9 protein-coding genes and 1 tRNA gene are annotated in these 12,417 nt (G+C 47.0%); all 10 read right to left on the bottom strand.

The window, feature by feature from the left end; all coding sequences use genetic code 11:
* Window positions 1–26: 26 nt before the first annotated feature.
* Window positions 27–881, bottom strand: coding sequence for a C39 family peptidase (locus tag V7R88_RS02330; protein WP_338816593.1), 855 nt, complete (start codon window positions 879–881; stop codon window positions 27–29).
* Between the two features lie 231 nt (window positions 882–1,112).
* Window positions 1,113–1,197: transfer RNA gene (locus tag V7R88_RS02325), tRNA-Leu, on the bottom strand.
* A 55-nt stretch (window positions 1,198–1,252) separates the two neighbouring features.
* A complete protein-coding gene (thrB, locus tag V7R88_RS02320; RefSeq protein ID WP_003640906.1) occupies window positions 1,253–2,128 on the bottom strand; it encodes a homoserine kinase in 876 nt (291 codons plus the stop codon).
* Window positions 2,129–2,136: 8 nt separating this feature from the next.
* Entirely contained in the window at window positions 2,137–3,423 is a 1,287-nt protein-coding gene (locus V7R88_RS02315) for a homoserine dehydrogenase (protein ID WP_003640905.1), read from the bottom strand.
* A 65-nt stretch (window positions 3,424–3,488) separates the two neighbouring features.
* Window positions 3,489–3,935: a SprT family protein gene (locus V7R88_RS02310; protein ID WP_338816380.1), complete on the bottom strand. Its 447-nt coding sequence runs from the start codon at window positions 3,933–3,935 to the stop codon at window positions 3,489–3,491.
* Window positions 3,935–6,106, bottom strand: coding sequence for a Tex family protein (locus V7R88_RS02305; RefSeq protein ID WP_338816379.1), 2,172 nt, complete (start codon window positions 6,104–6,106; stop codon window positions 3,935–3,937). The genes V7R88_RS02310 and V7R88_RS02305 overlap by 1 nt, the downstream gene beginning before the upstream one ends.
* Before the next feature lie 293 nt (window positions 6,107–6,399).
* A complete protein-coding gene (locus V7R88_RS02300; protein ID WP_003640902.1) occupies window positions 6,400–6,834 on the bottom strand; it encodes a hypothetical protein in 435 nt (144 codons plus the stop codon).
* Window positions 6,835–6,888: 54 nt separating this feature from the next.
* Complete coding sequence (locus V7R88_RS02295) at window positions 6,889–9,543, bottom strand: cation-translocating P-type ATPase (protein ID WP_338816378.1); 2,655 nt, start codon at window positions 9,541–9,543, stop codon at window positions 6,889–6,891.
* A gap of 455 nt (window positions 9,544–9,998) precedes the next feature.
* Window positions 9,999–10,826 (bottom strand): ammonia-dependent NAD(+) synthetase, encoded by an 828-nt coding sequence (nadE, locus tag V7R88_RS02290; protein ID WP_338816377.1) that lies wholly within the window; start codon window positions 10,824–10,826, stop codon window positions 9,999–10,001.
* A complete protein-coding gene (locus V7R88_RS02285) occupies window positions 10,826–12,304 on the bottom strand; it encodes a nicotinate phosphoribosyltransferase (RefSeq protein WP_003640899.1) in 1,479 nt (492 codons plus the stop codon). Before V7R88_RS02285 ends, nadE begins: the two co-directional genes overlap by 1 nt.
* Window positions 12,305–12,417: the final 113 nt, after the last annotated feature.

Here is a 12,417-nt window from a genome sequence, read left to right as displayed (position 1 = left end):
CTAATGTTAACTATGGTATCAATTTCTTAATAGCTCAGTGCCCGACGACCATTTAATTGCCACATCGTCTCAAACGCTTGGTTATCCATCTGTCCGGATTGACCACGCCAAGGATCATTGTACCTAATAGTTGCCGTTGTATATCCAGTGAGCGTCACTGTATGACTCGCAAAACCATCGAGTCCCTGAACCCAAGCGACTACCGGATGACGTTTAGCGAGCTGCACTTTAATTCGTTGCAGGCTCACCCCACTGAGATCTACAGCGGACGGCAGATAGTGGCGGATCGTTGGTAACAAGCCTTGGGGGTAGATGTAGAGACCAATACCATAGGCCGAAGCAGGATCGCCAACAAAGCCAGTGTTAGGATTCGAACTGCACGGCACGTGGCTGGCAAACTGTTCCTTATTAATATTAACGCCGGCATACTGCAGCATCATGGTAGTCGCTGTCATCTCACACCCCGTTGGCAACTCCGGTAGCTGGTCAATCAGTGGTACCCGCAGTTGAACCGACGCCGTACTGGCGGGTTTTAGCTGATTAGCAGCTATCCAGCCGCTCTGCTGACGACCATTATGCACGTAGTAAAAGCGCTGGTAATGCCCGTTGCGATAAATATTAGCTTGCTCAGTACGCGTCCACTGTGTATGCTGGTGATACTTTAAATGTAAATTAACACGCAATTGGGCACGCTGATGACGCACGACGGTTAAATGGTAACCGACACCGTTCTGACTATTCGTCTGATAGACCCGCGGCTGCACCACCTGAATCCCTGTAATCGGATAAGTCGTTACGGCCGCTTGTGCGGGGTAAACCACGCCGCTAACCAGCAAGCCGCCCACCAAGATACGCCACCACCATCTACTCATTCTAATCAATGCCTGGTCCTCGCCTTCTCTTAATATCGTAATCAGTAGATTAACCGTTTTCATTATAATGCTGGTAATCATGAGATTAAACAATAAGGTACGGCAAATTTGGTGAACATAGTTGAAGTAGTTGGCAAAAAAGCAAGCCTGAAATAACGTGACCAGTCCAATTTACCGCAACAAAAAAAGAATCGATCCTTCAAGGCTTAACCTATCGAAATCGATTCTTATATTCGTTAGTGCGGCCAAGAAGATTCGAACTTCCACCGGGTTAACCCCGACAAGATCCTTAATCTTGCGCGTCTGCCAATTCCGCCATGGCCGCATAACAACTCACAAAAAGTATCATAACAAAATTTTGCGAGTCTGACAAGCTTATTTTAAGATTTTTGTACTTTTACACCAGTTGCATCCATTGGCAATAGGAATAATTGGCCGGTGAGTGTTGTATCTTGGCTCAATTGTGCCTGCAACGTAGCGAGTTGACCGTAATCACCCAGAGTAATCACCGTCGGCCCAGCACCACTCAAATAAGTCCCCGTTAATCCCAGAGCGTGGGCATGGTCTCTAACCGTTTGTAGTGCCGGCACTAACTTAGCCCGATACTGTTCATGGAACTGGTCCTGTTCTAGCAGTGGTAACGCCACGTCCCAATTTTGAGTTGCTAGAGCAGCCACTAACGTATTTGCCACACTACTACCAGTAACGGCTTGGTGGTACGCCAATTCAGTTGGTAAGGCTTGGCGACTGGCGGTCGTCAATAGCGGTTCGTTAGGCACGTAGACACTTGCAAAAAGCATCGGTAACGGTAACTTCACCGCACGGACGCGTCCATCAGTGTTCGTCGCCACAACCAAGCCTCCTAATAGGGCTGGTGCAACGTTATCTGGATGACCCTCCAGTTGAGTGGCAACTTCCAGTAGCTCAGCAGAAGAGCGCGTTGCGCCGGTCAATTCGTTTGCCAGCACTAAGCCGGCTACAATGGCCGTCGAGCTACTACCCAATCCGCGCGCTAACGGGATTTTTGAAGCCATCTGTAAATGCTGTGGTTGTAAATCTGGTACCAAATGCAACGCCGTTTTAATAATTAAGTTGCGTTCATCCGTCGGCACATCCGCCCCAAAGGGATGGTCAATCTGCCAATGATCACTAGGTTGCAACACTTGTAGCGTTAATTGCATGTCTAGCGCCAGACCGATTGAATCAAAACCGGGACCAAGATTAGCGGAAGTCGCCGGAACCGAAATCGTTAACATGTCCTCACCTACGCATTCTTTAAAACTTTATAACTCGCTAATAGTTGCATATTCTCTTGTTCACCGATTTCACGAGTGATATCTGCTAACTGTTGATCATTCATGGCATGGGTAATGATCACAACACGAGCGTTGCCGTCACCTAATTGATTTTGAATGATTCGACTAAATGAAACTTCTGCGCGGGTCATAATCGCCGTCAATTTCATCATCATCCCCGGCACATCACGCATCTTCAAGGCAATAAAGTGAGGATACACAACATCTTCAGGCGTTGCTAAGACAGTCTCCTGGCGATAAGAGTTAAACGTGTTACCAGTCGTATTCAACGCAATATTTTTCGCAACCGTTGTAATATCACTCAGCACACTGTTGGCGGTCGGGAGTTCTCCAGCGCCGGGACCGTAAAACATCGTGTTCCCCACAGCCGTTCCCGTTACCATTACAGCATTATTCTCATTTTGTACCGTGGCAAGTGGATGTTGATCAGAAACGAGCACAGGTCCGACTGATACCGCAATGCGATCGTCAATTTCTTCCGCAATCCCGAGTAATTTAATCGTATACCCAAGCTGGTGAGCTTCCGCAATATCCTCTGGGCTGATTTTCGTAATTCCCTGAACTTGAACGTGGTCGAGGGAAAGACTCATCCCAAAGGCAAACTGCGTTAAAATAATCATCTTGAATGCCGCATCAAGGCCTTCGACATCATTAGTGGGATCACTTTCGGCAAACCCCAAGTCTTGTGCTGAGCTCAAGGCTTGATCATACGACCAATGCTTAGTCAGCATCTGCGTCATGATGTAATTAGTGGTCCCGTTGACGATTCCCATGACCCGTTGAATCCGGTCAGCGGCGAAACTATTATCAATCGTCCGTAAAATTGGAATCCCACCAGCAACACTAGCTTCATAGAATAAGTCGCGATGATTTTCACGAGCAATCTGAACCAACTCCCGGCCATATTGCGCAATCAAGTCCTTATTGGCCGTCACCACGTGTTTGCCAGCTTGCAAGGCTTGCGTAATATATTCCTTCGCCGGATGAATTGAACCCATCACTTCGACCATAATTTGAATGGACGGATCATCAAGCAGGGTCGCGATTTGGTCGGTCATCTGAACGTCCCCCAAATCAACTTGTTCGTGCTTTTTCAAGTTGTGGACAACTACGCAGGCTAGTTCCAACTTACGACCGGTAATTTCTGAAATCTTTTCCTGATGCGCTTGAAGCATTTTTACAACGCCGGTCCCGACTGTGCCTAGTCCGACCACACCAATTTTAATCGTTTCCATCTTAATCCCTCCATATCAATAGTTAAGCTAATTCTATCGGAAGCGTACCACTTTAGCAAACCTTTTCAGACTAATTTAATTGGCCCCTGACAACGACCACACGTATAGCGGCGAGTGTCCATGCGGCGCTTGCGGTAATACCGCTGGCCACACCGTTGGCATTCATAAATATACCGATACGGTCGGGCCGTCGCCTGCTTCGGCGCTGGTGCATAGCGCGAGCCACCCACTTGCGCGAGTAATCGTTTAAAGTCTGCATCACGATGCCGATATCCCCGCTTAGTCAAATGTAAATGATAATGGCACAATTCATGCTTGATGACGCCAATCAAGGTGGCCTCATCAAAATCAGTCAGCATCTTCGGATTGATATCAATATCATGCGAGGCCAACTGATAACGACCACCCGTCGTTCGTAACCGAGCATTAAAACAAGCGCGGTGCTGGAACGGACGGTGAAAATCACGCATGGAAATGGTCGCAACGAGCTGCTGTAACTCTAAATCAGTCATTATGCTTCAGCCGGTGTAATCATCGTCAAAGCAATGCGCTGCCGCTGTTCATCAACTTCTTCGACCCACACCGTTACGATGTCGCCAACTGCCACCGCCTGACGCGGATCTTTCAAGAACTTATCCGTTAGTTTGGAGACATGTACGAGGCCATCTTGCTTGACACCAATATCCACAAACGCCCCAAAGTCGACCACGTTGCGTACGGTTCCTTGCAACTGCATTCCTGGTTTTAGATCACTCATCTTTAAAACGTCTTGCCGGAGTAACGGTGCGGGCATCGTATCACGAACATCACGCCCGGGCTTTTGCAAACTACTAATAATATCCTTTAAGGTCAGTTCACCGACACTGGTGCTGGTCGCAAGTTGCGCTAAATCTAATTGATTCAACTGTTGGGCTTTAGTCGTCCCAACGTCCGTCGTCTTTAATCCAGCCGCTGCCAATAACGCTTTGGCTGCAGGATAACTTTCTGGATGAATATCCGTGTTATCAAAAACATTCTTGCCGTCAATGATTCGCAGGAAGCCGACCGCTTGTTCATAAGCTTTCGGTCCCAACCGCGGCACTTTTTTCAATTGTGGTCGGCTCGTGAACTCGCCATTTTCATCCCGATAAGTAATCACATTTTGGGCAATCGTGCTGGATAGCCCCGAAATATGCGTCAATAGCTCCGAACTAGCGGTATTCAAATTGACCCCAACTTGGTTAACCGCGGTCTCAATCACCGTATCCAGCTGCGTTGTCAATTCCTTCTGGGGCACATCGTGCTGGTATTGCCCCACTCCCACTGACTTCGGATCGATTTTGATCAATTCTGCCAGTGGGTCTTGTAGTCGCCGGCCGATACTGATCGCACTACGTTGTTCAACGTGTAGCTCAGGAAATTCAGCACGCGCCTTAGCACTAGCAGAGTACACGGAAGCCCCGGCTTCGTTCACGATGACATAATAAACCGGTCGGGTCATAGTCTTCAATACCTGTGCCACAAACTCCTCGGATTCGCGGGAAGCCGTCCCGTTACCAATCGCAATCATTTCAACATGATACTTCTCCAAAAAGGCTTTAAACTCACCCGCAGCAGCTTCCCGTTTGGCAGTTGGAGCTGGTTTGTGTGGATAAATCACGAGCTTATCTAAGAACTTACCATTCGCGTCCATCACGGCTAATTTACACCCCGTCCGGTAAGCAGGGTCGAACCCTAATACCACGCGACCTTTTAATGGTGCCTGCATTAATAAGTGGTACAAATTATCGCCAAAGACTTTGATGGCCTGTTCATTGGCAGCCGCACTCAATTCATTGCGAAGTTCACGTTCGATGGCTGGGCCAATAAAGCGTTTGTAGGCATCCTGATAAGCAGCTTCTACTAGTTCAATCGCTGGGCCGTGGTGCTGACCAATAAAGCGAAAATGACAATACCGGTCAATTCCAGCACGATCAACATCAATGCTGACTTTCAATACTTTTTCGGCTTCCCCACGGTTGATAGCCAGTACCCGGTACGGTACCATCTGCTTGATGGGACTATTAAAATCATAATACTGTTGGTAAACACCTTGTTCATCGGCTGCTTTACCCTTGGGTTTCACTTTTGCGACTAGTAAGCCCCGGTCACGCGTATAATTCCGGACCCAGTTTCGTAAACCAGCATTATCACCAAAGGCCTCAGCCAAGATTTCGTGAGCTCCAGCTAACGCGGTATTCGCGTCTGTGATGTCCTGCGCTTCGTTCACAAACTGCGCCGCGTGTTCCTGAATACCACTTGCCGGAAAACGTAATAACCAAGCTGCTAACGGCTCCAGTCCAGCATCTTTCGCAATCGTTGCCTTCGTACGTCGCTTCTGTTTGTACGGTAAGTACAAATCTTCGACATCTTGCAACTTGTCAGCTTTTTCAATGGCTTGCTTTAAAGCCGGCGTCAAGTGATCTTGTTCAGCAATCAACTTCATCACATCTGCCTTACGACTCTCGAGACTCGCAAGCCGATCATAGTTATCTTTAATTTCGCGAATTTCAACTTCATCTAAGTTACCGGTACGTTCCTTTCGATACCGTGCGATAAACGGAACGGTGTTGCCTTCGTCCATGAGTCCGAGAACCGCTTTGATCTGTTGCGGTTTAAACTTCGTCAGCGTTTGATTAACTAACGTTAAAATCTGATTATCCATTATTTCACCCAATCTTTTAATCTCATTACATTATATTATACGCGTTTTACCCAAGTTTCCGCGCCGAATGACCATCTGAAAATTGTCGTTGACTGTCACTACCAATCGAAGCCATTACCGATACTGTTCACACATTGGTTGTGAGCTGGAAAAAACCAGCCCATTAGGCTAAACGAGCACGGCGCGGCCGCACAGTTGGCTGCCCCGCAACCAACAATAAAACGCTCGGCAACGCATAAACGTTACCGAGCGTTTTATTAGTGTGCTAAATCCAATCACCCAGATTAGCGCTCCTACATGACTGTATTCATGATCCGTTGCACGTTATTTGAAACGCGGCCCATTTCAGTCTCTTGATCCGTTTCAGCCTGATTAAAAGCAGCCACATCAATCGTTTGATCGTCGATGTTCATGCTAGCCGTCATGGCCGCACACGCATTCGTGTAGGCTTCGTATGCTGCTAACAAATTACGGTGCCGCCCCATTAACCGTGCGGGTACCGCAACTTTTTTCAACTGTGCCAAATTTTGTTGATACTGTTCAGTACCATCGCTAAATTCCATCTGAATATCATTGAATTCAGCTGGAACCATTTTGGCAACTGCGTCATTATCAATGGCCTGACGTAGTTTTTCAAAAGATGGGTTTAATTCTTCCCCCATTTTTTCAGTACTTTCGATAACTTTAGACAGTACTGGCATATACGTTTGAATCGTTGCTTTTTTCATGTACAAACTCTTTTCTTTAAATTAGTTAGCCTTATTTTACCCCTAATGGATGGGTTATGCGCGCCGCATGTGTCGACGTTGGAAGAACTTAACAATTTCAACAATCACGACCATCGATAAGGAAGCTAAGGCCACGATTCCCCATTGGTAAGCATCCAAGTGACTCACGTGGAATAACCCATTCAGACCGGGAACGACGATTGTCATCGCCAGCATCACAAATGCAATTAGAATCGCCCAATTAAAGAACTTGTTTCGGAACAAGCCGACCGTAAACAACGATTCATGAATGGATTTAGAATTAAACGCGTGGAACAACTGAATCAAGCCAAGGGTCGCGAAAGCCATCGTTAACGCATCAGCATGAGCTAATGAGGCCGTTGCGTGAACCGGATACGTCAAAGCTAACCAGTACACGAGCAACGTAATGCCACCTTCCAGTAGCCCTTGATAAATAATACTGCTGAAGACCCCACCTGAGAAGAAATTAGAATTTCTCCCGCGCGGTTTATGCTGCATAATGTTCTTTTCAGTTGGTTCAACGCCTAAGGCAATTGCTGGCAAGGTATCGGTCACTAAATTGATCCATAAGATATGCACTGGTGCCAAGATTTGCCAGCCCAACATCGTCATCACGAACAAGGTTAAGACTTCCCCTAAGTTCGCTGACAAAAGGTACTGAATCGCCTTTTGAATATTGGCGAACACTTTTCGGCCTTCCTCGACAGCAACCACGATCGTGGCGAAGTTATCATCAGCCAAGACCATGTCACTAGCCCCCTTGGAAACTTCCGTCCCAGTGATTCCCATACCAATACCGATATCAGCGGCCTTCAAGGCGGGCGCATCGTTGACCCCATCACCAGTCATAGCAACAACTTTGCCTCGTTTTTGCCATGCGTTCACGATTCGAACTTTGTGTTCAGGTGCCACCCGGGCATACACCGAGTAATCGCCGACCTTTTTGCCGAATTCCGCATCACTCATTGCATCTAACTCGGCACCAGTAATCACAGCGTCATCTTCGCCAGCGTTAATGATACCAAGACGGACGGCAATCGCTTCGGCGGTATCACGGTGGTCACCCGTGATCATCAACGGCCGAATTCCAGCTGATTTAGCTTCTGCAACGGCTTGCTCAACTTCTGGCCGTTCCGGATCAATCATGCCGACCATCCCGGCAAAGACCAGGTCATTTTCTAACGTTTCCGTATTAACAGTCGTCGGAACCGTGGTGATCACTTTATAAGCAAATGCTAAGACCCGTAAGGCTTGCGTTGCCAATTCATGATTAACAGCTAGAATCTGGTCACGGCTTGTCTTGGTTAACGGCTGAGCGTCACCGTTACTTTCAATCTGAGTGACCCGTTTGAGTAATTCATCAGGAGCCCCCTTGACGGCTACTAAGAAGCGACCATCTTCTAAGGGGTGCACCGTCGACATCAATTTACGTTCCGAATCAAAGGGGACTTCTGTCACTCTGGGGCGGTCCGTCAACAACTGATCGACTGGATAACCCTGATCCAAATTATATTGAATCAACGCTGTTTCCGTTGGGTCACCTGCTAACCCATCCGGCATGATCTTTGTATCATTACTTAAAATCATCACTTGGGCTAAATGGCTATCAAGCGGCAATTCAGTAGCGCGCGCGTCCACCAGTTCCTGGTTGACGACCAACTTTTCAACGGTCATTTTGTTTTGCGTCAACGTTCCGGTCTTATCAGAGGCAATAATATCGGTACTTCCCAACGTTTCAACTGCGGGTAATTTTCGTACTAACGCATGCCGTTTGGCCATCCGCTGGGTTCCTAACGCTAACGTGATCGTAACGATTGCCGGCAACCCTTCTGGAATTGCGGCTACGGCTAACGAAATCGCCGTCAATAACATGTTGATCAAACTCTCTTGACCGCGCAGCATTCCGATACCAAATACCACTGCGGCAATAACTAAGATTAAAATCGTCAGCGACTTACCTAACTGTGTCAAGTTCGCTTGCAGTGGTGTGGTCGTCTCATCGGCCGCTTCAATCATGCCGGCAATCCGACCAACTTCGGTCTGCATCCCAGTCGCCACCACAATCCCAGTGGCCCGACCATACGTCACGTTACTATTCATGTACGCCATGTTTAACCGGTCTCCGATTGGTAACTCCCCATCGGCAATCATCTCCGCCTGCTTCTCAACTGGGACAGATTCACCCGTCAGCGCCGATTCTTCAACCTTCAATGACGCACTCTCAATTAATCGTAAATCCGCGGGAACGATATCCCCGGCTTCTAGCGACACAACATCCCCGGGAACCAACGCGTCACTCTTGACCGTTTGCAGCTGACCATCCCGTAAAACAGTCGCGTCCGGCGCTGACATTTCCTTCAACGCGTTGATGGCCTCTTCCGCTTTCGATTCCTGGAAGACACCGAAAATCGCATTTAATACCACCACCAATAAGATGATAACGGCATCGACGGCTTCCCCAGTAAAGGCGGCAATCAAGGCAGCCACTAACAGGACGATAATCATGAAATCCTTGAACTGCGCAATAAATTTTTGCAACAAGGAAGTCGTTTTTTGCTGATTCAACGCATTCGGCCCATATTGTTCTAACCGTTGCGTCGCAGCACTTTGCTGTAAGCCGTGTTCATCAGTGCCTAGTTCCTCATAAACGGCGGATAACGCTTGTTGATACTTTGGTTTTGTACTCATCGTAAGCTCCTTTTCTGGCATCCGAGCCCCACTCCCTAACTGATCTCCAGATAGAAAATGAGACTCATGTATGCACGCAAAATTGTGTGAACATACATAAGTCTCACTATTTAAGACAATACCGGATTGGCTTCTTGCTGACGATATTGCCGCAGAATATTTCTGCTAGTTACTCCCTTATGATTGTATCGTAAGAATACCAGATTCCATGGGAGCTGTCTAGCAAAATAATCGCTTTGACTACCTCTGCATTCGCCACAGCACTCGGATATTCTCACATTAAGCGTTTACATATTTTAAACCATTCTACCGCTTTTCCACCAATCCCACCAATATTACGGTAGTCACCATAAAATTATGTGACTATGCAAAAAAGCGACCTGAAGCTGAATAATCTTCAAGTCGCCTTTTTAATTAGGTTAGCCGTAATCCTAATCGATTATCAGCTAACTAGCTTATTTCCAAAAATCATCAAACACAGTGATGGCCGCGTGCCGTTTGTGGGCAGTCTTTAAGTACCACGCCTCAATCTTTTCGGCCGCAGCATCGCTGACCGTCCGGCCTTCCAAGTAATCGTCGATGTCGTCGTACCGAACACCTAACGCGACTTCATCAGGTAATGCTGGCCGATTTTCTTCCAAGTCAGCGGTCGGGACTTTGTCATACAAATGCTTGGGCGCATCTAAAGCGGCCAGCATTTGTTTACCTTGACGCTTGTTCAATCGCCATAGTGGCACAATATCCGCACCACCGTCACCGTACTTGGTATAAAAACCAGTAACAGCTTCGGCTGCATGGTCGGTTCCCACGACAGCACCGTGCATTTCACCGGCAATCCCATATTGCACGATCATGCGTTGGCGCGCTTTAATATTGCCCTTGTTGAAATCATGAATCGTCAATTGGTTAGCTTCCAATGCAGTCACCATGGCATCCGTAGCCGGTTGAATATCCACCCGATCCGTCACGTCGGCTTGCATAAAATCAATCGCTGCCATCGCATCCGCTTCATCCGCTTGATTGCCATATGGTAACCGGACTGCGATGAATTGATAGCGATCATCACCCGTTTCCTGCCGCATTTCGGTAATGGCCATCTCCGTCAATTTTCCAGCTAACGTGGAATCTTGACCGCCAGAGATGCCAAGCACATAGGTCTTCAAAAAGGTATTTTTAGTTAAATAAGCCTTCAAAAAATCAATACTTCGACGAATCTCAACTTCTGGATCAATCGTTGGTGCAACGTGTAACGCTTTAATAATCTCAGCTTGTAATGGCCGCATTAGTAAGCTTCCTCCTCATCTTTATGGTTAACGTGGTCTCTGACCGTGTTAATAATATTCATTTTATGATCATAAAGTTTTTGTGACAAGTCGACCGGGTAATCCTGAGGGTTTAAATCCCGTTTGTATTCGTCCCAAAGTGCATCTAGACTTTCAAATGAATACTCCTTGATTTCATCTAACGTTGGTAAAGTATAAACTTGTTGACCGCGGTCATAGATGGGAACCAATAGTGGTCGCGCATCAAAGTCACTGACCGTCTTATTAATATACGTATAGCTTGGATGGAACATGTAAATTGATTCTTCGTTGCGCGGATCTTCATCGTACAACGTCACATAGTCACCTTCCGACTTGCCATCCGCACGCTTCGTAATCCGCCAAACTTGTTTTTGACCAGGCGTTGAGACCTTTTCCGCGTTATTTGAAAGTTTGATCGTATCAACCATCTGATGATGATCATTCTCGATCGAAACCATCTTGTACACGGCCCCTAACGCGGGTTGGTCAAAGGCCGTGATTAGCTTCGTCCCAACACCCCAGACACTAATTTTAGCACCTTGCATCTTCAAGTTTTGGATCGTTTTTTCGTCCAAATCATTTGACGCATAAATCTTGGCATCCGGAAAACCAGCTTCGTCTAGCTGTTCACGCACGCGTTTTGATAAGTAAGCCATATCGCCACTATCGATACGAACCCCTTGGAAATTGATTTTATCACCCATTTCCTTAGCCACTCGAATCGCACTCGGCACCCCGCTACGTAACGTATCATACGTATCCACTAGAAAGACACAGTCATGATGGGTCTCCGCATAGGCCTTGAAAGCTTGATAATCGTTTCGATAAGTCTGCACGAGCGCATGCGCATGGGTCCCGCTAATCGGAATACCAAAAATTTTGCCAGCCCGCACGTTACTCGTCGCGTCAAAGCCACCAATATAAGCCGCCCGGGTTCCCCAGATGGCCGCATCAAACTCCTGCGCCCGCCGAGTACCGAATTCTAGCAAGCCATCTTCACCGACAACCGACTTAATGCGCGCCGCTTTAGTCGCAATCAGCGTTTGATAATTGATAATATTGAGTAGTGCCGTTTCAATTAACTGACAAGTGGCCAGTGGTCCTTCGACTTGTAACAACGGTTCATTATTAAAGACCAAGTCTCCTTCACGAACCGCACGAATCGTCGCATCAAATTTGAAATTCGCTAAATAATCTAGAAAACCGTCTGAGTAGCCACCCAGTTCACGTAAATATGCGATGTCAGTTGCAGTAAAATGTAAATGATTGATATAATTAACAACTCGTTCCAGACCCGCAAATACCGCGTACCCATTTTGGAACGGCATCTTACGAAAGAACACTTCAAACACCGCATGTTTGTTGTGAATACCTTGTTCCCAGTAGGTTTGGATCATATTAATTTGATAAGCATCCGTATGCAAGGTAAAACTATCATCCGGATAGATTTGCGTCATGAGTATAATTCTCCATTTCGTAGGTAATAACCGTGTTTACAGTAAGTTAAGCTTATTTTAGCATTTTTTATAAAAGAATGCGCTTAAGCATCCAAAAAGTTGCAGAATTCCTT

Source organism: Lactiplantibacillus argentoratensis (assembly GCF_037290055.1).
GTDB lineage: Bacteria > Bacillota > Bacilli > Lactobacillales > Lactobacillaceae > Lactiplantibacillus > Lactiplantibacillus plantarum.
This window is presented reverse-complemented; position numbering and strand designations above follow the sequence as displayed.

Coding starts and splice junctions, on each gene's coding strand:
- thrB (WP_003640906.1), bottom strand. CDS start 2,128: ATGTTAACGATTTCGGTTCCGGCGACTTCCGCTAATCTTGGTCCCGGT.
- V7R88_RS02315 (WP_003640905.1), bottom strand. CDS start 3,423: ATGGAAACGATTAAAATTGGTGTGGTCGGACTAGGCACAGTCGGGACC.
- V7R88_RS02310 (WP_338816380.1), bottom strand. CDS start 3,935: ATGACTGATTTAGAGTTACAGCAGCTCGTTGCGACCATTTCCATGCGT.
- V7R88_RS02305 (WP_338816379.1), bottom strand. CDS start 6,106: ATGGATAATCAGATTTTAACGTTAGTTAATCAAACGCTGACGAAGTTT.
- V7R88_RS02300 (WP_003640902.1), bottom strand. CDS start 6,834: ATGAAAAAAGCAACGATTCAAACGTATATGCCAGTACTGTCTAAAGTT.
- V7R88_RS02295 (WP_338816378.1), bottom strand. CDS start 9,543: ATGAGTACAAAACCAAAGTATCAACAAGCGTTATCCGCCGTTTATGAG.
- nadE (WP_338816377.1), bottom strand. CDS start 10,826: ATGCGGCCATTACAAGCTGAGATTATTAAAGCGTTACACGTTGCACCA.
- V7R88_RS02285 (WP_003640899.1), bottom strand. CDS start 12,304: ATGACGCAAATCTATCCGGATGATAGTTTTACCTTGCATACGGATGCT.